The sequence below is a fragment of the Arthrobacter sp. zg-Y40 genome (genome assembly GCF_020731535.1).
GTDB lineage: Bacteria > Actinomycetota > Actinomycetes > Actinomycetales > Micrococcaceae > Arthrobacter_B.
The window spans coordinates 1-22631 of sequence record NZ_JAJFZS010000010.1; the positions used below are offsets into that span (position 1 = coordinate 1).

Annotated in this window: 23 protein-coding genes; 9 read left to right on the forward strand and 14 right to left on the reverse strand. The window is 67.4% G+C overall.

Annotated elements, in window-relative coordinates:
• The 7 genes from LJ754_RS11370 to LJ754_RS11400 form a co-directional block, all read right to left on the reverse strand.
• The coding region (locus LJ754_RS11370) for a hypothetical protein (protein WP_227926657.1) at positions 1-463 on the reverse strand (463 nt) is incomplete at its 3' end.
• A 173-nt stretch (positions 464-636) separates the two neighbouring features.
• The gene (locus tag LJ754_RS11375; protein WP_227913551.1) at positions 637-1395 is read right to left on the reverse strand and encodes an SDR family NAD(P)-dependent oxidoreductase; all 759 of its coding nucleotides are present in this window, start codon (positions 1393-1395) and stop codon (positions 637-639) included.
• Positions 1396-1489: 94 nt separating this feature from the next.
• A complete protein-coding gene (gene nhaA, locus LJ754_RS11380) occupies positions 1490-3328 on the reverse strand; it encodes a Na+/H+ antiporter NhaA (RefSeq protein ID WP_227926658.1) in 1839 nt (612 codons plus the stop codon).
• Between the two features lie 11 nt (positions 3329-3339).
• A complete protein-coding gene (locus LJ754_RS11385; RefSeq protein WP_227913549.1) occupies positions 3340-4149 on the reverse strand; it encodes a tyrosine-protein phosphatase in 810 nt (269 codons plus the stop codon).
• A 134-nt stretch (positions 4150-4283) separates the two neighbouring features.
• Positions 4284-4667 (reverse strand): RNA-binding S4 domain-containing protein, encoded by a 384-nt coding sequence (locus tag LJ754_RS11390; RefSeq protein WP_227926659.1) that lies wholly within the window; start codon positions 4665-4667, stop codon positions 4284-4286.
• A 12-nt stretch (positions 4668-4679) separates the two neighbouring features.
• Positions 4680-5555 carry an HNH endonuclease gene (locus LJ754_RS11395; protein ID WP_227926660.1) on the reverse strand — a complete coding sequence of 292 codons (876 nt, stop codon included), beginning with the start codon at positions 5553-5555 and terminating at the stop codon, positions 4680-4682.
• 3 nt (positions 5556-5558) lie between these two features.
• On the reverse strand, positions 5559-5849 hold the full coding sequence (locus LJ754_RS11400; RefSeq protein WP_227913546.1) for a DUF1540 domain-containing protein: 291 nt from the start codon (positions 5847-5849) through the stop codon (positions 5559-5561).
• 230 nt (positions 5850-6079) lie between these two features.
• Here LJ754_RS11400 and zapE point away from each other — a divergent pair, with 230 nt between their 5' ends.
• Positions 6080-7150, forward strand: coding sequence for a cell division protein ZapE (gene zapE, locus LJ754_RS11405; RefSeq protein WP_227926661.1), 1071 nt, complete (start codon positions 6080-6082; stop codon positions 7148-7150).
• Positions 7151-7170: 20 nt separating this feature from the next.
• On the opposite strand, the gene LJ754_RS11410 is transcribed toward zapE, so the two are convergent.
• The 4 genes from LJ754_RS11410 to LJ754_RS11425 all read right to left on the reverse strand — a co-directional run bounded on the left by LJ754_RS11410 (position 7171) and on the right by LJ754_RS11425 (position 11439).
• Positions 7171-8148 carry a hypothetical protein gene (locus LJ754_RS11410; RefSeq protein WP_227926662.1) on the reverse strand — a complete coding sequence of 326 codons (978 nt, stop codon included), beginning with the start codon at positions 8146-8148 and terminating at the stop codon, positions 7171-7173.
• Positions 8149-8157: 9 nt separating this feature from the next.
• Positions 8158-8541: a DoxX family protein gene (locus LJ754_RS11415; protein WP_227926663.1), complete on the reverse strand. Its 384-nt coding sequence runs from the start codon at positions 8539-8541 to the stop codon at positions 8158-8160.
• A 143-nt stretch (positions 8542-8684) separates the two neighbouring features.
• A complete protein-coding gene (locus LJ754_RS11420; protein WP_227926664.1) occupies positions 8685-9701 on the reverse strand; it encodes a LacI family DNA-binding transcriptional regulator in 1017 nt (338 codons plus the stop codon).
• 34 nt (positions 9702-9735) lie between these two features.
• Positions 9736-11439 carry a glycoside hydrolase family 13 protein gene (locus tag LJ754_RS11425; protein ID WP_227926666.1) on the reverse strand — a complete coding sequence of 568 codons (1704 nt, stop codon included), beginning with the start codon at positions 11437-11439 and terminating at the stop codon, positions 9736-9738.
• 169 nt (positions 11440-11608) lie between these two features.
• Here LJ754_RS11425 and LJ754_RS11430 point away from each other — a divergent pair, with 169 nt between their 5' ends.
• Positions 11609-11767 (forward strand): hypothetical protein, encoded by a 159-nt coding sequence (locus tag LJ754_RS11430; RefSeq protein WP_442860326.1) that lies wholly within the window; start codon positions 11609-11611, stop codon positions 11765-11767.
• Here LJ754_RS11430 and LJ754_RS11435 read toward each other — a convergent pair.
• Positions 11764-12741, reverse strand: a complete 978-nt coding sequence (locus LJ754_RS11435) for an aldo/keto reductase (RefSeq protein WP_227926673.1) — start codon at positions 12739-12741, stop codon at positions 11764-11766. The two genes, LJ754_RS11430 and LJ754_RS11435, sit on opposite strands and share 4 nt — an antisense overlap.
• Before the next feature lie 142 nt (positions 12742-12883).
• Between LJ754_RS11435 and LJ754_RS11440 the strand changes: the two genes are divergently transcribed.
• The 4 genes from LJ754_RS11440 (at position 12884) to LJ754_RS11455 (ending at position 19143) form a co-directional block, all read left to right on the forward strand.
• Positions 12884-14368, forward strand: a complete 1485-nt coding sequence (locus LJ754_RS11440) for a CYTH and CHAD domain-containing protein (protein WP_227926667.1) — start codon at positions 12884-12886, stop codon at positions 14366-14368.
• Positions 14369-14404: 36 nt separating this feature from the next.
• Positions 14405-15979 carry an MFS transporter gene (locus tag LJ754_RS11445; protein ID WP_227926668.1) on the forward strand — a complete coding sequence of 525 codons (1575 nt, stop codon included), beginning with the start codon at positions 14405-14407 and terminating at the stop codon, positions 15977-15979.
• A 142-nt stretch (positions 15980-16121) separates the two neighbouring features.
• A complete protein-coding gene (locus tag LJ754_RS11450) occupies positions 16122-17195 on the forward strand; it encodes a lipid II:glycine glycyltransferase FemX (protein WP_227926669.1) in 1074 nt (357 codons plus the stop codon).
• Between the two features lie 58 nt (positions 17196-17253).
• Entirely contained in the window at positions 17254-19143 is a 1890-nt protein-coding gene (locus LJ754_RS11455; RefSeq protein WP_331461524.1) for a threonine/serine ThrE exporter family protein, read from the forward strand.
• 163 nt (positions 19144-19306) lie between these two features.
• Here LJ754_RS11455 and LJ754_RS11460 read toward each other — a convergent pair whose 3' ends face one another.
• A complete protein-coding gene (locus tag LJ754_RS11460) occupies positions 19307-20161 on the reverse strand; it encodes a siderophore-interacting protein (protein WP_227926670.1) in 855 nt (284 codons plus the stop codon).
• A gap of 28 nt (positions 20162-20189) precedes the next feature.
• On the reverse strand, positions 20190-20969 hold the full coding sequence (locus LJ754_RS11465; protein ID WP_227926671.1) for a uracil-DNA glycosylase: 780 nt from the start codon (positions 20967-20969) through the stop codon (positions 20190-20192).
• A 140-nt stretch (positions 20970-21109) separates the two neighbouring features.
• Here LJ754_RS11465 and LJ754_RS11470 point away from each other — a divergent pair, with 140 nt between their 5' ends.
• The 3 genes from LJ754_RS11470 (at position 21110) to LJ754_RS11480 (ending at position 22519) form a co-directional block, all read left to right on the forward strand.
• Positions 21110-21418 (forward strand): DUF3263 domain-containing protein, encoded by a 309-nt coding sequence (locus LJ754_RS11470; protein ID WP_227913535.1) that lies wholly within the window; start codon positions 21110-21112, stop codon positions 21416-21418.
• Between the two features lie 68 nt (positions 21419-21486).
• The gene (locus LJ754_RS11475; protein ID WP_227926672.1) at positions 21487-22104 is read left to right on the forward strand and encodes a LytR C-terminal domain-containing protein; all 618 of its coding nucleotides are present in this window, start codon (positions 21487-21489) and stop codon (positions 22102-22104) included.
• A 211-nt stretch (positions 22105-22315) separates the two neighbouring features.
• The gene (locus LJ754_RS11480; RefSeq protein WP_227913533.1) at positions 22316-22519 is read left to right on the forward strand and encodes a cold-shock protein; all 204 of its coding nucleotides are present in this window, start codon (positions 22316-22318) and stop codon (positions 22517-22519) included.
• The last annotated feature ends 112 nt before the right edge of the window (positions 22520-22631 follow it).

Here is a 22631-nt window from a genome sequence, read left to right on the forward strand (position 1 = left end):
ATAGGAGGCCGGCTTCGAACATCATCCGCTGCGCGGTGCCGTGCGGTATCTGCAGGAGGGCGGCACACTCGGCGGCGGCAAGAGTGAACGCCATCCCGGGTTCCACCCGTCCGGTCGCGCCGGCGTAATCCTCCCGGACGAGGGTTTCCATCCGGTTCAGCACCCGGGCCCGCTGCGCCTCCGCCCACGCGATCAGGTGTGCGACCCGGACCAGGACTTCACCGGTTGCCTGGTTGTCGAAGGATTCGAGGTTCGCCAGCGCCAGGGTTCCACTGAAACCATCTGGAAATCCCGAGGCAGCACTGGTCTGGTCGGCGGCAGTGCCGGCACCGGGGTCCGCCCGAAACACCGCTAATGTGCGATCCGTGTCCGACGCATCCTTGGTACCAGCCCGCCCCTCGGCGGTCCGGCGTGCAGCCTCTGGCTCTTCGGTTATCGGTTCGGTGTTCCCGAGCTGATCCATGCCTCAAGAATTTCAGTCGGCACTGACATTTCCGGGCCCAAAACAGGGCCAAAACGACTCCTCGGAAAAGTCCAAATACCCGACTTTCGAACGCGACTACCTAGGTCCGGAAGGCACCCCGGGAGGCACCCCGGGAGGCGCCGCTCAATACGCCCCAGAGACCCCCCCACCGGTCACCGCAGGTAGGACGCACCGTTTACATCGATGATGGTGCCACTGGTCCACACCGGCGCCTCGGTCGCCAGCCACGCCACGGTGGCCGCGACTTCCTCCGGCTCGGCCACGCGGTTGAACGGACTCTGCGCCCGGATCGCCACACCGCTCTCTCCCTCCAAAGCGGGCCGGCCCATCCGGGTATCCACAAAACCCGGAGCGACGGCGGCAGCGAAGACGCCGTGCGGAGCCAGGGACAGGGCCAGGGACTGGGTGAGCGCGTGCAGTCCGGCCTTGCTGGCCGCATAGGCGGGATTCTCGGGTTCCCCGCGGAACGCCCCGCGCGAGCCCACATTGACCAGCCGGCCGCCGTCGGGTCCCTGCGGACGGGACATCAGGTGGTCGGCCATCAGCCTGCACAGGTTCGCCGGTGCTACCAGGTTCACGTCCAGGGTTTGCCGCCAGGCCTGCTGCCAGTCGGTATAGGACCCGGACGTCACCGGCTGCGCCCGGAACACCCCGGCATTGTTGACCAGCACATCCAACCCGCCCAGGGTCCCCACTGCTTCAGCGAAAACGCGTTCGCATTCCTCCGGCGAGGACAGATCGCCGACGACGACGGCGTGCCCGGTCCCGGGAAGGGCGGCAGCCACCCGGCGGGCCGCCTCGCCGTCGTGACCCGTATGCAGCGCAACTGTGCAGCCGGCCTCCGCGAGGGCCGCTGCGATTGCGGCGCCGATGCCCCGACCCGCTCCGGTGACCAAAATCTTCTTTTCCATGGCTACAGAGCCTACCCGGCTGACCGACTGCACCGGGTCTGACCGACTGCACCGGGTCTGGCCGGCAGCACCGGGGCTAGCCGCCTGCGCCGGGTCAGGACGGGGAAGGCCGGGACGCTTCCAATGCCGCAATGAGGGTGGCGGCGTCATAGGGCCCGTGATGCCGGCGGGTGCCGACAAAAAACGTGGGTGTGCCGTTCAGGTCCATGGACTCGGCGTCGAGGGCATCATCCAAAACCCGATTGCTGACCTCGGCGGAGCGCTGGTCCGCCTCGAAGCGTTCCATGTCGAGTCCCACCTCTTCCGCAGCGCGCAGCAGGTCTTCGGGCAGCAGGTCATCCTGGTGCTCAAAGAGGTAGGAGCTGTAGGAACGGAATTGTCCCTGCAGAGCGGCTGCCTCGGCCGCTTCCGCAGCTGCCACGGCATTCGGATGGACGCGGGAGAGCGGGAAATGCCGCCACACGTAGCGCAGCTGGGGTCCGAAGTGCTCCCGTACTTCCATGATGGTGCCGGTGGCCTTGCTGCAGAACGGGCATTCATAGTCCCCGTACTCCACCAGCGTAAGCGGGGCGTCCGGCGGGCCCACCACATGGTCCCGGGACGGATTCACCGGACGCGCCAAGACCTGTCCCGGCGGAACCGCGGGACGCCGCCGCTCCAGGACTCCGAAGACCGCCGCCCCTGCGGCGAAAGCGAGGACGGACGCGGCCAGGACAGCGACGCGTGCCTCGTTCTGCACGCCGGGATCGGGGATGGCCAGCCCGATGATGAACAGGGCAATGGTGAAGCCGATGCCGGAAAGCGCTGCCCCGCCGGCAATCCGGCCCAGAGTCAGCCCGGGACCGAATTCCCCAATCCGCAGCCGCTTCAGTACCGCCGAGGCCCCGAAAATGCCAATAAACTTCCCCAGCACCAGGCCGCACACAATGCCCCACGCCAGCGGCGACTGCGCTGCCCGCAGCAGGGACTGCCCGTCCAGCCGGACCCCCGCGTTGGCAAGGGCGAAAAGCGGCAGAATCGCATAGTCCACGTAGGGGGTGTATGCGCTGTGCAGACGTTCATTAATGGAAATCGATTCCCGCAGGCTGGACGCGGCAGCACGGGCATAGCCGGAGTTGGGCGACTGGCGGAAAACGCGGGCGAGGTCCAATGCGTGTTCCACCTGGTGCCGGCCGGGTGCAAACACCGGAACCAGCAGGGCGATGCCGACGCCGGCGAGGGTCGGGTGCACGCCCGAAGCGTAGAAGGCCAGCCAGATAAGTACCGCCAGGACGGCATAGGCGGGACCGCGGCCCCGGGGCAGGTACCGGGTGCAGAAGACGGCGACCAATCCGGCGAAGGCCAGGATCAGGGCCAGGGGATTCAAATGATCGGTGTAGACCACAGCGATGACGCTCAGGGCGGCGACGTCGTCCACCACCGCCAGGGTCAGCAGGAAGATCCGCAGCCGGCCGGGAACTTTGGGGCCCACTATGGCCAGGGCGCCCAGCAGGAAGGCAGTGTCCGTGGAGATGACCACACCCCAAGCTCCGGCGTTGTCCGTCCCCATGGTTAAGAGCAGGAAAATCACTGCCGGTACCGCCAAACCCGCGGCCGCGGCCACCACCGGGACCACGGCCCGGGACCGGTTGGTCAGTTCTCCCAGGGCAAATTCCCGGCGCACCTCCAACCCGACGACGAAAAAGAAAACGGCCATCAAAACATCGTTGACCAGTTCGCGCAGGGTCAGTTCGAGGTCCATTCCGCCGGCGCGCACCTCTACGGTAGCCGCCCAGAACTTCTCGTAGGAGCCGGCCAGTGATGGGCTCACCCATACTCCGTTTGCCCACAGCACCGCTGCGAGCGTGGCCAGCAGCAACAGGGCAGCAGGCCGTTTGGGGCCCGTGCTGACCCTCCCGGGGGCAGAGGCAATGCGCTGCGGGCGGGCGGACACCGGAAGGCCCCCTACACCTGGGCCGGCACCGGCTGCACCAGCCGGCTGCGAAGTTTGCCCACCAACTCCGAGGTCAGTCCGCCGGCACGCAGCACCGCCATCGCCCCGGCCCCGCCGGCGCCACCGGCGCCACCGGCCCCGGCTGCAGCACCGGCCCGTCCGGCCAGCGTGTCCAGCATGGCCCGCATAGCTGCGGGATGCGCGGCAAGCACCGGGTGGTCCATCGGAATATCCAGGCCGCCGCTGAGGTCTTTCAACCCCATCCGCCGGTATACCTCGGGCAACCGTTCCTGCGTCTTGGCGTAGTCCTGGGTAATGGCCTCCGGATCCGCTCCCAGCGCTGAAAGCAGCGCCGCGGCGAACAGGCCGGTGCGGTCTTTGCCGGCAGCACAATGGAAAAGCACGGCGCCCGGGGAATCGGCCACGGCTTCGAGTCCGCGCACCAGGCTTTCCTTCTGGGCGGTGAAGATCTTCGCGTACCAGCGGCCCACATGCTCAGGGGTGCGGACCGAGGCCAGGAGGTCTCCTGCCCGCTCGGTCGGAGCACCCATGGCATCAGTCAGGGGCAGGGCCAGATACTCCACACCGTGATTGGCGGACGGACCGCGCCCGGTCCGCTGTGCTTCCTCGGGGGAGCGGAGATCAATGACGGTGCGCAGGCCTGCCTCCACCAGCTCGGCGACCTGCTCCGGCGTGGTGGTGGCGACGTCGTCGGCGCGCAGGACCAAGCCGGGCCGGACCTGTCCGCCCGCTACCGCGATGCCACCCAAATCGCGCAGGTTCGCAAGCCGGGACGGGGGAGGAGTTGGTGCTTGCGGCATACCTGGGTTCCTTCTGCTGGATGTGGTCCGCAGCGGTGCCGGCAGCGTCCCGGAGAACAGTTGGGCACCATCTTAGGCACGCAAATGCTCGTGTGCGGCTGCCCCGCTGTGAGCTGTGACACCGCCGCAGCAGGTTAGCTGCCGCCGCGCAGCCGGTTCAGTTCGCGGCGGTCCTTTTTGGTGGGCCGGCCGGCGCCCCGGTCCCGCACCGGAATGCCGAGCGCGGGGGCTGCCGGACGGGCCGGCGTGTGGTCGGTGAAGCAGTGCGACGCCGCCTCGGCGCCCACGCGTTTGCTGATCAGCTGGCGTACTTCCAGGATCCGTTCGAAACCGGGCTGGCGCACACGGATGGTGTCGCCGGGCTGTACCGGCTGCGCGGCCTTGGCCGGGTTGCCGTTCAGCCGGACGTGCCCGGCACGGCAGGCGGCAGTGGCCGCGGACCGCGTTTTGTAGGCACGCACGGCCCACAGCCAGGCGTCCACGCGGACGGATTTGGAGGTGCTCGCTGGAATGCTCATGGATCTTCGAGTCTAGCGAAATCCGCGCAGCCGGTCAGCGTCTTCCTGCGCCTGCAGCTGGCGTGCACTGACAACGCGGCCGACGACGGCGGTTCCGGGGCCGGTCCCTGCGTCTTCTCCTGAAGCAGCCAGCAGTCCGCGCACTTCGGCCGGGGTCAACGGGTCCGGCACCCGGGTGTGGGCCACGGCGTGGCAGGTGGGGCACAGCGGCACCAGATCGCTCACCGGATCCAGGCGGTAGTCCTCGGCGAGATCCGGACCCGGAACCAGGAGGTGCACCTGAATCACGCCGGCACCTGCTGCGCCGTACCGGCTGGCGGGGTCCAGTCCGCAGGCAGCGCAGGCATCACCGTGGAAAGCCAGGCACACCCGCCGCGCCTCGGCGTCCTGCTCAAACCGGTTCACGTGCTGCTGCCGCAGCCACTGCCCGCCAACGGACCCCGGGCCGGGAACCACCGGGTCCGGCTGGGGGCCGATGAATTCGGACCAGATGCGCCGCAGGGCCGGAACCGCGGCGTCGGGAAGTGCGCTCAGGCCGGCCCGTCCAGCCCAAGGCAGCCCGGGCATCCGCTGAAGGAGGAGGGCGATGGGCAACTGCTCGCCCAAGGGGAGCAAGAGATCGAAATCCACCTCAAGGGTGGTGCCCCCGGAAGCAAGGGGGCCGGGCGCGGTGCCGTGGCCAACCAACCCGCGCGGGCCGCGCAGGTCGCTGCCGCGCTGCAGCAGCCAGACCTCGGTCCCCGCGGGAACCGGAACCCGGTTCCGGGCGGCCACGCCAAACCGCCGCTGCACCTTTCCGCCGCCGGCCAGAGCGGCCACGGCCGGGGCGAAACCGCCGGGCCAGGGCTCGGGCAGCTCAACGTTGGAGGCGAGAAGAACTGAGGGCATCGGTTACCGGGGCTGGTAGGTCAGGCAGTCCGCCAGTTCGGCGCCCGGCCCTACCCGTACGTCGTGGGCGTCGCACATCAAGTGGTCGTTGAACCTGCACTCGTTGCGCTGGCAGGCGCCCACCTGGGCCAGGACCTTGGGCAGGCCGCCGGTGGCCGAGGTATCAATGAAAGTGGAGCAGCTGGCATGCTCCCGCGATCCGCCCACGGTGATGGCATAAGCCGTACAGCCCTCATGGTTGAAGTCGCAGTTGGTGACGGAGCAGTCTTGGACATTGGCAACATGGTCGGTCATGATTCCTCCATAGCGGGGCTAGTCCGCTTGCAGCAATGGTTATTCGTTCCGTGCCGGACTCCGACCGTACCACCGCCCGGTTGGAATAATTAGGCCGAATTTCCTGCACCTATTTGTGCCGGTTTGTGCCGGTTTGCAGCCTTGTTAGGCGGCCCGGTTATGCCGCGCGCAGCCGGCCGGACAGCCGGTACGCATTTTGTGCCGGACTGCCGGTTGGGTAGAACGGAAGCATGTGTACCGTCCAGGCTGACAATGCGGCTGAGGAGTTCCGCCGGGCCGCCGGCATGCAGGGCATGGACCTGGACCGGGGACAGCTGGCCGCCCTGCCCGCCCTCGTGAGCGCCGCCGCTGCAGCGCGTTCGCCCGAACCGGCCGCCGGGAACGCCTCCGTCTATCTGTGGGGGCCGCCGGGCCGGGGCAAGACGTGGCTGCTGGACACCCTGTTCGAGTCGGTGGACATCCAGGCCAAACGCCGCCTGCACTTCCACGATTTCTTCCGCGAACTGCACGCCCGCGTCTTCGCCGGCTACGGCAACCCCGGCTACCGGCGCGAGTCAGCGTTCGCCGCTGCACTGGACCAGATGCTGGGCACCGTGCGTCTGCTGTGCTTCGACGAGTTCCACGTCAATGATCCGGCCGATGCCGCCTTCATCACCCGGATGCTGCGCATGGTGCTGGATCGGGGGATAGTCCTGGTGGCCACGTCCAACTACGCCCCTGCCGAGCTGCTGCCCGATCCGATGTTCCATCACCTCTTCGAACCGGGAATCGCACTTATCACCGGGAATATTCAGGTAGTGGCGCTGGATGCAGGTGTGGATTACCGGACCGTGCCTACCGCCGGAACAACCGCCCGGAACACCAACGGGTTCGCCGCGGGGCATCACCTGCGCCGGTGCGCTCCGGCCCTGCTGTCCCGCGCCGGGCTGTCACTGCCGGGACCGGAGGAAGCGGCGCAGCTTACCCCGGGTACCCGGACGCTGCAGGCCCTGCGCGATGACGGGACGCAGCTTTGGTTCGACTTCGAGGACCTCTGCCACGCCCAGTCCGCCACCTCGGATTATCTGCAGCTCGCCTCCACACGGCGGCACTGGGTGATTTGCGGCGTGCCGGAAACCGGCGGTTCCAGCCCCTACGGCTGGCAGCGCTTCGGCAATGTGGTGGACGTGCTGTACGACGCCGGGTGCCGGCTGGATGTGATCGGCCTGCCGGATTACGACGGCGTGTTCCCCGGGACGGGCCATCCCACCGACCTGGCCCGGATCCGCAGCCGGTTCGGCATGCTCCGGCCGGTCCCGTAGGGCGCCTTCATTCTCCGTACCTATTTCCCGGCGTCGGCTGCGTCCCGGGCATCGGCGAGCTTCTGGCGGGCTTTTTCCACGGAGCGGCGGGCAGAGCGGGCCGCCCGCCGGGCAGTGTCCCGTTCGCGTTCCAGCAGACCGGCCTGCCGGTCTGCTGCCGAGACCTCCCGTTCGAGCTCCCGGATCCGTTCGCGCAGGTCATCGATTTCATCCGTCAGCCGGTCGCGGCGGCCGGCTGCTTCATCTACTTCCTGCTGGGCGGTGTCGAACGCCTCCTGCGCTGTCCGTTCGTCGCCTTCGGCGTCCTGCAGTTCGGACTGCAGCTTCCGGACCAACCGTTCGGCCGCGGCCCGGCGGCGGCTGTCGGCGGCAGAATCTTTCCCGGCGCCCTTCGCCGGGCTTGGAGCTGTCCCGCTGGTGGCTGCGGTACGGTCCCCGGACCCGCTCCGGGCGGGCCGCACCGAGTCCGGATCCGCTACTGCGCCGTCGAGGTCCACTTCCTCCCAGCCGCTGGCAGCAAGGGAGCGGACCAGCTGTCCGCTGGCAACGGCGTCGGCGGCCGCTGAATCAGTCATTGCGGCCCAAAGGGTCTGCTCCGCCTCGCCGGCGAGGGCCTCGCTGACGGGATGGCCCAGGTCCGCGGCCAGGTCCCGGGCCGATCGGACGATGGCACGCAGCAGCCGCTGGCGTTCGGTGCTCAGCCGGCGCAGCTGCTTCTGGTCCAGGTCCTCCTGCGCTTCCCGCAGGGCAGCACCGAGGTCAAGCACCGTCGCGAGGTCATCCTGCTTCCGGTCCGCCAGCAGGTTCACCAGCCAGGCTGCGGTGGACGGTTTGGGCAGGGCTTTGATGCGTTTGGCCAGGTCCTTGTCTCCGTTCCGTCCGGCATCGGCGGCGCGGGCGTTGCGGGCGGCGGTGAACTCGGAGGGCAGGAGCGCGTAGAGGTCCGCCACCACGCGGGCAAGGGGCGGATTTTCGGGTTGTTTGGAAGCGGCAGCCACTCGAGGCTCCTACATGCCCAGGGCGGAGAAGGCACCGAACCTGCCCAGTGCAACCACCAGTGAGAGGGCCATCAGGATGGCCGCCAAGGCAATGCGGTTACGCTCTCCGCGGCGGACATGGACCATTATGGCCAATGCCATCATCAGCGCCAGGCAGGACGCAGCAACGGGGGTCAGCACAGGCAGCCACCCGGTTGCCTCCGGCAGCACCAACCCGGCCGCGCCCAGAACCTCGAGGAGCCCAATGAGCTTCACGGTGCCGGCGGGAAAGTCCTCCGGCCAGCGAAGATTGTCCACAAGCCGGGCATGCCGCTGGGACAGCTTCATGAATCCGACCCCGGCAAAAAGCAGTGCCAACACCAGCTGGATGAGCCATAAGACCAAAGACAGCATGCGTATCCAGACGTCTTTCTGTAACAGGGCGCGGGAAAAGGAGGCAGTGGACCAATCTCAACCTAAGCATGGCCGTCCCCGCGGGATCTCTGCAATAACGGGCGTGGCGCAATAACCAATGTGACACGCGTCCGCCGGATCGTTCAGGCGCGCAACCTGCCGGGAACAGCTGTGCTGGAACGGACCACGAACTCGGTGGGAAAAAACCCGAAATCGTCCACCGGCTCGTTGCGCATCAGCGCCAGGACGGCGGCCACAGCAGCAGCCCCCTGCCCCTCGGGACTTTGCGAGATGGTGGTCAGACCGAAGACTTCGCCCATGTCGTGGCCGTCAATCCCAATCACGGAGAGGTCTTCCGGCACCCGAAGCCCCAGGTCCCGGGCGGCCAGGATGGTGCCGACGGCAATCTCGTCAGCGGCGCAGAAAATTGCCGTAGGCCGGACGTCTGGCCGGGCCAGCAGGGCTTTGGCGGCCCGGAAACCACCGGCCACGGAGAATTCAGCGCTGGCCACCCAGCCCGGCTCGGGCGTGAGGCCGGCGTCGCGCATGGCTCCTTCGTACCCGGTGCGCCGGGTTCCGCCAAGCTGGAAGTCCCGCTCCAGTTCCTCACCGCCGCCGATATGGGCAATCCTCGTGTGTCCAAGGGAAATCAGGTGCCCGGTGGCCAGGGCCGAAATGCCAACCTCGTCCACACGGATGGCCGCGGTGCCCGGGAGCGGACCGCCAATGGCCACAATGGGCTTGTCCACCGCCCGCAGCTGGGCCAGCTCTTCATCGGTGAGCCGCAGGGCAACGGTGATTACCGCGTCCAGCCGTTTTCGCCGCAGCATCTCCTTGAGCACGCTTTCCCGGTGCCCCGGGCCGTCCCCGGTGTTGTACAGCGTCAGGTCGTAGCCCGCCTCAATCAGGGCCGACGCCGCGCCCTCCAGCACCTTGGCAAAGTACCAGCGCCCCACACCGGGCATCACCACTCCCACATTCCGCGTCCGGCCCGAGGCAAGGGAGGAAGCGTTGTAGGAGATGACGAATCCCAGCTCCTCAGCTGCCGCAAGCACCCTCCGGCGGGTGCTTGCGGAGACCGCACCGTTGCCGCTGAGCGCGCGGGACACCGTGGCTGCGGAGACGCCGGCGTGGGCTGCGACGTCTTTGATTCCTGGCACGGTGTTCCTCCGGAGCGATTGCGGGTGCGGTTGGCTAGCTTAGCCGAACCCAGGCGCTGTGGTTGGGCCGCAGGTAACCGTCCATGACGGCGCCGTTGATGCTGCACGCCACCAGCTCTCCGTCGGGCAGCGGCACAGGGTCGCTGCCCATGTTCATCAGGGCCGCGGTGCCGCCGTTGACGAAGGCCAGGACGGACTCCGGATCGTACCCGGGGTACCAGGCCAGCGAACCGTTGCCCAGGTCCAGGCTGCGGCGCAGTTCCAGTGCGGTCCGGTAGAGGTTGAGCGTGGAATCGGGATCGGCCTGCTGGACGCCGCGGGCCAGGGCGTTCCACCCCTCAGGCTGGGGCAGCCAGGCCTGGCCGGCGTCGCTGAATCCCAGTGCCGGGGCGTCCGGCGTCCAGGGCAGCGGCACCCGGCAGCCGTCCCGGCCCAGGCGTGCGCCTTCCGTGCGGTGGAAGGTGGGGTCCTGGCGGTATTCATCCGGCAGCGTGGTGTGGTCCGGCAAGCCCAGTTCTTCGCCCTGATACAGGTATACGCCGCCGGGCAGGCCCAGCATCAGCAGGGTTGCCGCGCGGGCCCTGGAGATGCCCAGGCCGTAGTCCGGCTGCGGATCCGATGATCCAATTCCGTCGCCTGGCCGTTCCTGATGGGTGGTGATGCCGAACCGGCTGGCATGCCGGACGACGTCGTGGTTGGAGAGCACCCAGGTGGTAGGGGCGCCTACCTTGTCGAAGGCGCGCAGCGAGGATTCAATGACGTGGCGCACTGCCGGGGCATGCCAGGGGTGGTGCAGGTAGGCGAAGTTGAAGGTCTGGTGCATTTCGTCCGGCCGAACCCAGTCGGTCAGCCGGTCTATCGGGTCGATGGTCGCTTCGGCGCACAGCACCCGGTCTCCGCCGTAGGAGTCAAGGATTTTCCGCCAGGACCGGTAAATGTCATGGATGCCGGGCTGTCCGAACATGGGGGCCTCGGCTCCGGGGTAGCCCTCGGAGGAGGACCCGTCGGCGCGGCCGCCCCAGTCGGGCAGCCCGGATTTCTTGATCAGGGCGTGGGCCACGTCCACGCGGAAGCCGCCGACGCCGAGATCCAGCCAGAAGCGCAGGGTCTGCTCGAATTCCGCGTGCACTGCCGGTGAGTCCCAGTTGAAATCCGGCTGGGAGGAGTCAAAGAGGTGCAGGTACCACTGACCGGGGGTGCCGTCGGGTTCGGTGATGCGGGTCCAGGCGGGGCCGCCGAAGTGGGACTGCCAGTTGTTGGGCGGGTTGTTTCCGTTTTCGCCGGTGCCGTTGCGGAAGATAAACAGGTCCCGGTCGGGGGAGCCGGGGCCGGCGGCCAGGGCGGCTTGGAAGAGGGTGTGCTGGTCGGAGCAGTGGTTGGGGACCAGGTCCACGATGACGCGGATGCCGTGCCGGCCGGCTTCGGCGACGAGGGCGTCAAAGTCCTCCAGGGTGCCGAACATGGGATCAACGGACCGGTAGTCGGCGACGTCGTAGCCGGCGTCTTTTTGGGGCGACCGGTAGAAGGGGGATAGCCAGACGGCGTCGATGTCCAGTTCTGCCAGTGTTCCGAGTTCTGCGGTGATGCCCGGCAGGTCTCCGATCCCATCACCGTTCAGGTCCCGGAACGAGCGGGGGTAGATCTGGTAGATCACCGAAGAGCGCCACCATTCACGGTCCGCAGGGGCGGGATGTACAAGGGCCAGGGCCGAAGAATCATGAAGTACAGAACTGAGCATGCCCACATCCTAGGGTGTGTTCCGGCAGAAAATGCAAACGCTTCCATTGCGTTTCGCGGCAGCGCGCGTTTGCCCCCTTTTGAACCGCAATACCGGGGTTTTTGAGGTATGCAACAGTAAGCAAGCTGATCCACTTCAACGGCACAGCGCAAGTCGGTGGACGGATTGGGTGCACACGCTTACACTGACGTGTGTCGGGGCCAGCCACATCCAGGTGTTCTTCACGATCATCCTGCGCCTGGCCACGCCTATCCCGGCCAGCGTGGGTCTGCTGTCCTTCATTACCTCCACCGACGGGTTCCTGATCGCTGGGTCCGTCAAGGGCTAGAGAACCGCCACCGGGCGGGGTACATAGTCCTCTTCCAGCCGGCGGAACTCCTCGTCGGTGAGCTGCAGGTCCAGGGCCGCTGCGTCGTCGTCGAGCTGTGCCGCATCCGTGGCGCCGACCAGCGGCGCCGTGACCGCCGGGTTGCCCAGCACCCAGGCCAGCGCCACCCGGGCGCGGCTTACCCCGCGGCCGGCGGCCACTTCACCCACGGCGTCGGCAACCCGGCGGTCAACCTCTTCGTTTCCGGCGTAGAACTGGTTGCCGGGTTCGTCGAAGTCCAGCCGCGCGGTCCGTGCTCCCCAAGGGCGGGCGAGGCGGCCGCGGGCCAGGGGGGAGTACGGGAGCACCCCCATCCCCTGGTCCCGGCACAGCGGGTGCATTTCCCGCTCTTCCTCGCGGTAGAAGAGGTTGTAGTGGTCCTGCATGGTGATGAACTGCGCCCAGCCGTGCTGTTTCTGCAGGAACAGTGCCTTGGTGAACTGCCAGGCATACATGGTGGATGCCCCCAGGTACCGCACCTTGCCGGCGGTCACGAGTTCATCCAGGGTGGCCAGGGTTTCTTCCAACGGCGTGCTCCCGTCCCAGCGGTGCACCTGATAGAGGTCGATGTAGTCGGTGCCCAGCCGCCGGAGGCTGGCGTCGACCTGCCAGAGGATGTGCTTGCGGGACAACCCCCATCCGTTGGGTCCGGGCCCCATCTCGCCGTGCACCTTGGTGGCCAGCACCACCTCGTCGCGACGGCAGTATTCGGCGACGGCGGCGCCCAGGACTTCCTCGCTGTGCCCGGCCGAATACACATTGGCAGTATCGAAGAAGTTGATCCCCAGTTCCACCGCGCGCCGGATCAGCGGCCTGGCGCTTTCCTCCCGCAGCGTCCACCGGTGGGTGCCGCGGTCGGGGTCGCCGTAAGCCATGCAGCCCAGGCCGATGGCCGATACCGTGGCTCCGGAATTTCCGAGTTTGACGTACCGCATTGAGTTCATCGAAGGCCTCCGAGCCGGTTGGATATCCGCTCCCTTTCGAGTTTCGTATGCCGCGATGCTACCTGCGGCCCCGCACTGCCGGTAGTGCGGGGGGACTCCCCGGAGCAGCCGCGGCCGACCTATACTGGCGCACATGGTTGCCGGAACTGGTACCGAAAGCCCCCTGAGATTTTCCGCCGCCGAAGCGCTGATGCTTCCACCGCTGCACGAGCTCCCCGCAGTGGCCGCGGTAGGGCAACCGCGCACCGGGCACCGCTCCGAGACCCGGTATGACACGGAGGACAGCGCTCTGCGGCGGCACGGGCTGGCGGTGTCCCGGATCAGCGACGAGGACGGGACGCACTGGGTCCGCACGGCCCTGCCCGGCGAATCGGAGGCGGACGCACGCACCGCAGCGGCAGGGGATCCTGCTGAGGTGCCACCGGAACTGGTGGACGGATTCCAGGCGGTGCTGCGGGGCAGACCGCTCGAACCGGTGGAAACTGCCGAAGCGCGGGTGACGACGTATCCGCTGCTGGACAGCGGCGGCGGCGCGGCAGGCTGGGTTGCCGATGAAACGGTTGAGGTCCACGACGCCGGTGCGGCGCCGGGAGCAGTGCCCCGGATCCGCCGGAACTGGATTGCTGCGGCGCCGGACACCGTGCTGGCCGACCAGCTCGAGGCGCTGTTACGGCAGGCCGGGGCGGATCCGGCGGAAGCGGAGCCGGCGGAAGGGAAGGAACCCGCCGTCGGACCGGAGGAAGCGCTGGACGCCGACAGCCCGGTCGGGGATCTGCTGCAGCGCTATCTGCGTGAGCAGTTCGCCGAGCTTCTGCGGCACGAGCCGCGGGTCCGCCGGGGAGAACCGGACGGGGTGCACAAAATGCGCGTGGCCACCCGCCGGCTCCGCTCCGCGCTGGCCAGCTACCGCACCGCCGTCGAGCGGGAACCGGCGCGTTCACTGCGCGGGGAGCTGCGGTGGCTGGCCCGGGTCCTGGGCGAAGCCCGGGATGCGCAGGTGATGCGGCACCGGCTTCGGGACCTGGTGGAAGCCGAACCCGTCGACCTGGTCATGGGGCCGGTCGCGGCACGGATCGACGAGGAACTGCTCCATGACTACCGCCAGGCCTACGGACACATCCGTGAGGCCCTGGGGTCCGGACGGTACTTCTCCGCGCTGGACCGGCTGGAAACCCTGGTGGCGGAACCGGTATGGACAACGACGGCGGCGGACCCTGCAGGCCCGGCGGCCGCACGGATGATCCGCCGGGACCGGAAACGGCTGCACCGCAGGGTCCGTGAGGCCCGGGACCTGGACGGCGACGAATACGCCGAGGCCATGCACGAGGCCCGCAAGGACGCTAAGCGGCTGCGCTACGCCGCCGAAGTATGGGAACCGGTGGCGCCGAAGGAAGCCGGAGCCACGGTGGAAGCCGCTGAACACATGCAGAAAATCCTCGGCGAGTACCAGGACAGCGTGGTGACCCGTGCCTACCTGCGGCGCATGGGAGCTGCGGCTTCAGCGGCCGGGGAAAACGGGTTCACCTACGGTAGGCTGCACGCCTTGGAACAAGCCAATGCCGAGGAGGCGCGGGAGCGGTTTGCCCATGCATGGAAGGGATTTCCCTCCAGCCCCTGACCAGATGACCGGATGCACCGCACGGAAGGAACCGGTATGGACTCACCCTGGTCGCCGCTGCGGCGAAGGATGTTCCTTATCCTGTGGCTGGCCCAGCTCGGCTCCAATATCGGCACCTGGATGCAGACCGTTGGCGCGCAATGGTTCCTGGTGGAGAACAGCCGGAATCCTGCCCTGGTGTCCCTGGTCCAGACGGCAAACCTGGCACCCTCCCTGCTGCTGGGGCTGGTTGCCGGGGTCCTGGCGGATGCCTTCAACCGCCGCCGGCTGATCCTGGGCGCTAACGTTTTTGCCGCCGGTGCCGCAGCCACGCTCACCGTAGTGGCCGCCCTGGGCCTGCTAAACCCTGATTCCCTGCTCCTCTATACGTTCCTGATCGGGTGCGGCATTGCACTGAGCACCCCCGCTTGGCAAGCCATCACCCCTGAACTGGTTCCCCGCAAGGAGATCCAGGCGGCGTCTGCCCTGGGCAGCGTGGCAATAAACACTGCCCGGGCCGTGGGCCCGGCCATTGCCGGACTGCTGGTCTCCCTGGTGGGTCCGGCCTTTGTGTTCGGCCTCAACGCCGTCTCCTTCATTGGCACAGCCGCAGCCATCTACCTATGGCGTGCCCCGGCTCAGGGAGCCGCGGACCGAGAGCATGTGGGCGAAGCGCTCGCCGCCGGCATGCGCTACATCCGGGCGGCGCCGCGGATCCGGCGGATCCTTCTGCGCCTAGGGCTCTTCGTGTTTCCGGCCAGCGCGCTGTATGCCCTGCTTCCGGTGGCCGTCAACGGACACCTGGGGCTGGGATCCACCGGCTACGGGCTGCTGCTCGGTGCGCTGGGCGCCGGCGCGATCCTGGGCGTCCTGCTCCTGCCGCGGGCACGCAAGGTGGTGGGTGAAAATGCCCTGCTGGGCATCAGCTCGGTGGTGTTCGCCGCAGGCGCGTTCGCCGCCGGGTACTGGCCCGCCTGGGCCGTGGCAATCCTGCTGGTAGCCAGCGGCATGGCCTGGATTTTCACCTTCTCCACCCTCAACGCCGCTATGCAGCTGACCTTGCCCGAATGGGTGCGTGCCCGCGGACTGTCCATCTACCTGATGATCTCCGCGGGGTCCCAGGCCGTGGGAGCCGTGTTCTGGGGATCCGGAGCCACCGGCGCCGGTTACGCCCCCACCCTCGCTTTTGCCGCCGTTGTCCTGGCCCTGGTTGGCGCCAGTGTGCTGGTGCTGCCGCTGCTGCCGGGCACCGGCAAGTTGGACCGCAGTGTGGCAGCGGCACCGAACCCGGACCTCAACATCCCCGCTCCCGTTGAACCCCCGCCGGATGCCGGGCCGGTGACCGTGCTGATTGCTTACGAAGTGCCGGCGGACCGGGCCGACGCCTTTGTCCAAGCCATGCACGAGGTTCGGCTCAGCCGGATGCGGACCGGCGCCACGCACTGGGAACTGGTGCATTCCATCACCGACCGGGACCAGTTCCGGGAGATATACGACGTACCCAGCTGGCGGGAGTACCTGAGGCAGGAACAGACCCGGACTACGGGGGAGGACCGGCAGCTGATCCAGCGGGCCTGGGACCTGACGGAAGAAGAACCGTGGGTCCGCTGGTTCCTGCCGGCGCCGGGCTGAGGGCGGTGAGGAAGTTTCGTGGGGGCGGTGCTGCAACAGATAGACTGGGAGCCGGTTCGAGGCCCGCTTTTCACGAGCAGGCCGGCGCACCTGCCGGATGCGCTGAAAACGAAGCAGTGAACAAACCATTAGTTGAGGTATTTTGCGAGATTTTAGTGCACGCCTGGCCACTGCCGAGGAGATCGACAACTGGGATAAGCACGTGCTGGCGAACCCCGGCGGCGGCAACGTCCTGCAGTCAGCATCCTTCGCCGAGGTGAAGTCCCACCACGGCTGGAACCCCGTGTACCTGGCCTTTACGGGACCGGACTACACCACCTACACCCTCGCCATCGAGAAGAAGGTTCCCCTTCTGGGCAGCCTCTGGTACCTGATCAAGGGCCCCGACGTCGCCGCACCCGAAGACGTGCCGCTGGTGGTGAACGCCTTGACCCGCTTCATCAAGCAGACCGGGCGCAAGGTCTTCGCCATCAAAGTCGAGCCCGACATCGAGGACAGCGAAGAGGTGCAGGCACTGTTCACCGGTGCCGGCTTCATCAAGACGTTCAACCTGCAGCCCAACGACTCCACCGCCCTGCTGGACACCACACCGGACTCTGAGCAGCTGCTGAAGAACCTCTCCTCCCGCGGCCGCAACGCCGTGCGGCGGGCCATCCGTGAAGGCGCCGATGTGCGCCGGGTGGAACCCACAGAGGAAAACATGCGGACCATGTACCAGTTGATGGCCCACATCGAGGACCGGTCCTCGGCCAAAATGCGTTCCTACGAGTACTACCACCGGTTCTGGTCCAACTTTGTGGCCGCCGGGCAGGGCCGCTTCTACTTCGCCTTCGAAGACGGGGAACCCACCGTAGGTGCCTTTGTCATCGCCTACGGGAACAAGGGCACGTACAAGGACGGCGGTTCCAAACCCAAGCGGTCCCAGTACGGAGATTCGCACCTGGTCCAGTGGACCGCCATCAATGAGCTCAAGGACGAATGCGGCATCACGTCCTACGACTTCTGCGGCACCCCGCCGAGCAACCAGCTCAAGGACAAGAGCCACCCGCATCACGGGCTGGGCCTGTTCAAGACCAGTTTCTCGAAGACGGTTACCGACTTCGTTGGCTGCTATGACTACGTGGTGGATCCCGTCCGGTACCGGATCTGGAACACCATAGGCGAAAAGGTGGCGCGGCAGATTTACTGGCGCCGCCACCAGCAGCCGTTCTACTAAGCCGTACCACCAGATAACCCGGGCAGGACCCGGAACCAGAGGCGAAAGGGTGAGCCCCTTGGAGAACACGTCCGGTCCGGACCGCCCCAAGTCCGGACCGAATCCGGAGTCGGCACCGAATCCGGACCCGTCCGCAGGGCTGATCCCGGTGATCAGCATCCCCGCCGGGCGCCAGCGACCGGCGGGGAAGGCCTCCACGGGGAAGGCGCCCGCGGGAAAGGCGCCGGACGGGAAGGCCCAGACCGGGAAAGCAAGGCCCGTCGGGTCCCAGCGGGGCGGCGCTAAGGCGCCCACGCCGCCGTCGAAGGCCCCGGGCTCGGCCCGTCCGGCAGCAGATGTTCCCACCGCGGCACTGCGCAGCACCCGGCCCAAGCCGCCGCCGCCCACCACGTCCGTGGTACGCCCGGTGGGGTCCAAGGCCGTGCGGCCGCCGCAGCCCGAACGTAGCCGCAAGCCGGCTGTGCCGCGGGAAAAACGGCCCGCACGGACACGCAAAAACGTTCCGGCAGGTACGTCGCCGCTGAGCTCCACCGCCGTCCGCACAGACCGGTCCTCCGCAGCAGCCAAACGGATGCTGCGCCGCCTCGTCCAAGGCGAAAACCCGCCCACTCAGGCCATGTCCATTGTGGAGCGGCTGGCCGGCAGCCCCTACGCCAATCCGTTGGTGCGTACCGGAGGCCCGGACGCCAATGCGCGCAAAACCCTGGACCTGGCCCTCAGCATGGCCGAAACCATGTTCCGGTACGGGGCTGGCGCGCTGGAAGTGGAAACCGCCATCATCGCGGTCACCGCTGCCTTCGGGCTGGAAAGCATTGAAGTGGACATCACCAACCAGTCGGTGCTGCTCAACTATTCGCCCAAGGACCAGACACCCATCACCGTGATGCGCGTGGTGCGCTCCTGGACCAACAACTATGCCGGGCTGGGGCTGGTCCACCAGCTGGTCACCGAAATCATCGACGGCGGCCTGACCCGCGCGGAAGCCGCCAACCGGCTCAGCGAGATCACGCACCAGCCCAAGCCGTTCCCGCGCTGGGCCGTCACGTTCTCCGCGGGGATCTTCTCCGCAGCCATTGTCGGATTCATCGGTGGGGGACCGCTGGCCTCCTTGGTGGGTTTCGCCGGCACGGTGATGGTCAGCCTCCTCCAGCGTGTGCTGGGCCGCTGGCGTGTGCCGGACTTCTTTACGACGGCGGCCAGCGGATTCGTGGTTACGGCCATGGCGATGCTGTTCTGGTCCATGCAGGTTCCCATTTCGCCCGGCATCGTGGTGGCGGGCGGCATCCTGCTGATGCTGCCCACCGGCCGGCTGGTCTCGGCCGTACAGGATGCCATTAACGGGTTCCCGGTTACCGCCTCGGGCCGGTTCCTGTCCGCGTTCCTGACCTTCGGCGCCCTGGTGGCCGGCATCGCCGTCGCCCTCGTGGCGGGAGCGCTTTTCGGGATGGGGCGGCTGAACGTCACGGACGTGGCCTCGTCCCAATACTCCTTCCCGGTGACGGTGCTGCTGCTGGCCATCGCCCTGGCCACCATCTGCATTGTGGAACAGTCGCCGCGCAGGCTGGTCCTGCCCACGGTGCTGATTGGCGTGGCCGGTTTCCTGGTCTACCAAGTGGCCGACGCCGGCGGGGTGGGTCCGCGCCTGACACCGGCCGTGTCCGCCATCTTCATTGGTATGGTGGCGCGGATTGTGGCCCTGCGGATGGAGGCGCCGCAGCTGATCGTAGCGGTGCCGGCGGTCCTGTTCCTGTTCCCGGGGCTGGCGATCTTCCGCTCCATGTACGGGCTGAGCATCGATGCCGGGGACATGTATGCAGGTGCGGTGGGACTGTTCGACGCCCTTACCGTCATCCTGGCCATCTCCGGTGGCGTGGTCCTGGGCGACAACCTGGGCCGTCCGTTCACCCGGAACCTCAACGGCAACGACCGCCGCAACCGGCGGCGCTGACCGCAAAGAGCCCGGCCCGCAGGGACCGGGCTTTTTTGTGCCCGGGGGCCGGGCTGGGAACGGGAATTCCCACGCTTCGGTACCAGAGGGGCCCATGTGACCCCACGGGCAACAGCAGTCCCAAAGCGTGGGAAGTTCGGGGCAGTGGCCAGGAGGCGCGGGACTAAAGGATCTTTCCCACCGGGGTGCGCTTCTCAGCCTGGAAAATATCCTCGGTGCGCCCGGCGGCCCAATAGCCTGAGAGGGAGACCTGGCTACGCTCCAGCCTGCGGTGGCTGAACAGGATGTCCCGCAGGGCTTTCATCGCCTCACGTTCGCCGTGTGCAAAGACCTGCACGGTTCCGTCCTGCCACTGGGCTGCAGCGAGGGCTTCCGCGAGCAGCCCGCTTCGGCCGGCCGGAGTGCTGCCGCGGTACAGCCACGTCACTTCCACGCCCGCCGGCTTGCTGATCTGCTGCCGGTCACCCGGACCGGCCACTTCCACGAAGGCCTGGCCAACGGCGTCGGCCGGCAGCGCCCGGAGCACGGTGGCGATAGCGGGCAGCGCGGACTCATCGCCTGCCAGGAGGTACCAGTCTGCGTCCGGGCTGGGGTTGAAGGCTCCGCCCGGACCGGAGAAGGTCAGGTGCTGGCCGGGCTGCGCCCGTGCAGCCCACGGTCCGGCCAGGCCTTCATCGCCGTGGACCACAAAATCGATGCTGATTTCGCGGGCGAGCCGGTCTACGCTCCGGATGGTGTAGGTGCGCGAAACCGGCCACTGGTCGCGCTCGCTCCGGGCACGGATGCTCTCCAGGTCCTCCGTGCCGTCGATCGGCGCTCCGTCCGGCCCGAACCAGATTTTGCAGTAGGCATCAGCGCAGGTGCTGGGCGTGAACCGGTCGAAACCGGAACCGCCGGCAACAATCCGGACCATGTGCTCGCTGATCTGCTCCCGGCGGAGGACTTCCAGCGTCACCAGCGGCCGCGGTTTCCGCGGTGCGGAATCGCCGGGCTGCTGGCGCGGGGGAGTTTCTGGCATGGACTTATCTCCTAGGGAATCGCTCAAACTACCGTACCGCGCCCAGCCGCCAGTCCACCGGTTCGGCGCCCTGCTCCGCCAACAGCTCATTAACGCGGCTGAACGGCCGGGAACCGAAGAACCCGCGGGAAGCGGAGAGCGGGCTGGGATGGGCCGATTCCACCGTGGGCGAGCCCCCGAGGAACGGGACAACGCTTCGAGCGTCCCGGCCCCACAACACGGCAACCAGCGGGGGACGGGTTCCGTCCGGGCGGCGCCTGGCGGCCAATGCCCGGACCGCCAGCTCCGTGATTTCCTCCCAGCCGCGGCGGCGGTGTGACCCTGCTGCGCCGGCACGGACGGTGAGCACCCGGTTCAACAGGAGCACCCCCTGCTCCGCCCACGGCGTGAGGTCTCCCGACGGGCCGGGCATCACGCCGAGGTCGGCATGGAGCTCGGTAAAGATATTGTTCAGGCTGCGCGGCAGCGGGCGCACCCGGGAGTCCACCGAGAAGGACAGTCCGACGGCGTGTCCAGGCGTGGGGTACGGGTCCTGTCCGACAATCAGTACCTTTGCTTCGGACAGCGGGCGCTGGAAGGCCCGCAGGATGTTCCCCGGGGCTGGCAGGATGCTGTGGCCGGCACGCCGTTCGGCGTCCAAATCCGCGGCGATCTCATGAAAGCCGGTAACAGCGGGAGCCAATGCCTCGGCCCAGTCCGCCGCCATCACCGCTGACAGGGGGGTGGGGGCGGCGAAAGGGAACGGGATGTCATCCGCCGGTTCCGGAACAGCGCTGTAGGCAAAGAGCGGTGGTTCATTTGTTGTCACTGCTCCAGTTTTCGGTATTTTTCTCCGGAAGGACAACCGGCGCCTCCCGGCGAAGCTCCCCAGACCGCCTAAATGACAACTGTGTTATTGCCAATTAGCATGGCAGGTAGGTATAAACGGGATCTTTTTTGGGAGCGTATGTGGCGGAATCGACAGAAGCCGAACGGTTTTCGCTGGACGGCACCGTGGATCCGGACAGCCCGCTGGGGGCCCAGGAACAGCAGATGCTCGCCTTGGAGCGGGCCTGGTGGAAGTACGCCGGAGCCAAGGAACAGGCAATCCGTGATTTGTTCGGTATGTCGGCAACACGGTATTACCAGGTCCTCAACGCACTGATCGACACCGAAGAAGCCCTCGCCCACGATCCGATGCTGGTCAAGCGATTGCGTAGACTACGAACGAGCCGCCAGCAGGCCCGTACCGCCCGCCGACTGGGCACGGGCGTCTAGTCCGGCGTTAGCCACCAACGCCGGCGTGTTGAACACGGCACCTTCAGAGCAAGGATGAAATTTCCACCATGAGCCAATATCCCCGGGACGAGTTCGACAAGGTCCCCGAGACCTCGGCGCGGCAGGGCGTGCACCGTGAACGCCTTATCCCCACCCGCTCGAGCGGACTGGGGTTGTTGATCACCGTGGGTGTGCTTGCCCTCATGATCGGCCTCGCCGCCTACTTCGTGCTGCCGCGCCTGGGCATTGGCGCGGGCAACCCCGGGCCGTCCGCTGAAGCGCAGTCCACCGCTACGCCGGCACCGAGCGCATCGAGTGAGCCCGCAGAGGCTGAGCCCGAAGATAGTGCTGAGCCCACGCCGGCGGCAAGCGACACTGCTGAACCCGTGCCCGAGCCTGCGCCTGAGCCTGCGGTAGACCGTACGCAGCCGGTTGTGGTGCTGAACGCCAGCGGCGTAAGCGGGCTTGGGGCCAATGTCTCCGGGCGTGTGACCGGTGCCGGATGGGCCGTGGGCACGGTTGGGAACTGGACCGGAGCACCCCAGCAGGTTACAGCCGTCTACTACGGCAACCCGGCCCAAGCCGTGAACGCGCAGCAGCTGGGCGCCGACCTGGGTATTCCCACCGTGGTGGAATCGCCCGGATTCACGAACGTCACCGTGGTCCTGGCCCCCGGCTTCCGGTAGGAAGTGCGCAAACCCCCAAGGGTGTAAAAAGACCATAACGTTATCAACAACCCACTTGTGATGTACGTCACCGTGGTTAGAGTGTTGCCAGCCGGTCTGCGGCGCTGGCCTCGGTCTCCACTGGAATCGAAAGCCTGCGCAGTGGCCGGCGGCTCCGGAGCCCAAGTGCGACACCGGAGGGCTGCATTGGAATCTAGGTTGGAGAAACATCATGGCGCAGGGGATCGTCAAGTGGTTTAACGGGGAGAAGGGGTACGGCTTCATCACCCTCGACGAGGCAGAAACGGACGTGTTCGTCCACTGGTCGGCGATACAGGCCTCCGGTTACCGGACCCTGGAAGAGGGCCAGCGGGTGGAGTTCGAAATCGGCCAGGGGCAGAAAGGTCCGCAGGCCGAGGAAGTCCGGGCAGTCTAGGCCCCTTATGCACTACATCCGCCCGGCTTGGGGACGGGATCCGCAGCGGGGGGGCCCCCCCCCCCCGCCGCGGGGGCCGCCCCGGCGGGTGGTTGGTGGGGCCGGGGGCGGG

Excerpts from the sequence above, each read along its gene's own strand:
- LJ754_RS11375 (WP_227913551.1), bottom strand. The coding sequence starts at position 1,395 with ATGGAAAAGAAGATTTTGGTCACCGGAGCGGGTCGGGGCATCGGCGCC.
- LJ754_RS11385 (WP_227913549.1), bottom strand. The coding sequence starts at position 4,149 with ATGCCGCAAGCACCAACTCCTCCCCCGTCCCGGCTTGCGAACCTGCGC.
- LJ754_RS11390 (WP_227926659.1), bottom strand. The coding sequence starts at position 4,667 with ATGAGCATTCCAGCGAGCACCTCCAAATCCGTCCGCGTGGACGCCTGG.
- LJ754_RS11395 (WP_227926660.1), bottom strand. The coding sequence starts at position 5,555 with ATGCCCTCAGTTCTTCTCGCCTCCAACGTTGAGCTGCCCGAGCCCTGG.
- LJ754_RS11400 (WP_227913546.1), bottom strand. The coding sequence starts at position 5,849 with ATGACCGACCATGTTGCCAATGTCCAAGACTGCTCCGTCACCAACTGC.
- zapE (WP_227926661.1), top strand. The coding sequence starts at position 6,080 with ATGTGTACCGTCCAGGCTGACAATGCGGCTGAGGAGTTCCGCCGGGCC.
- LJ754_RS11415 (WP_227926663.1), bottom strand. The coding sequence starts at position 8,541 with ATGCTGTCTTTGGTCTTATGGCTCATCCAGCTGGTGTTGGCACTGCTT.
- LJ754_RS11425 (WP_227926666.1), bottom strand. The coding sequence starts at position 11,439 with ATGCTCAGTTCTGTACTTCATGATTCTTCGGCCCTGGCCCTTGTACAT.
- LJ754_RS11435 (WP_227926673.1), bottom strand. The coding sequence starts at position 12,741 with ATGCGGTACGTCAAACTCGGAAATTCCGGAGCCACGGTATCGGCCATC.
- LJ754_RS11440 (WP_227926667.1), top strand. The coding sequence starts at position 12,884 with ATGGTTGCCGGAACTGGTACCGAAAGCCCCCTGAGATTTTCCGCCGCC.
- LJ754_RS11445 (WP_227926668.1), top strand. The coding sequence starts at position 14,405 with ATGGACTCACCCTGGTCGCCGCTGCGGCGAAGGATGTTCCTTATCCTG.
- LJ754_RS11460 (WP_227926670.1), bottom strand. The coding sequence starts at position 20,161 with ATGCCAGAAACTCCCCCGCGCCAGCAGCCCGGCGATTCCGCACCGCGG.
- LJ754_RS11475 (WP_227926672.1), top strand. The coding sequence starts at position 21,487 with ATGAGCCAATATCCCCGGGACGAGTTCGACAAGGTCCCCGAGACCTCG.
- LJ754_RS11480 (WP_227913533.1), top strand. The coding sequence starts at position 22,316 with ATGGCGCAGGGGATCGTCAAGTGGTTTAACGGGGAGAAGGGGTACGGC.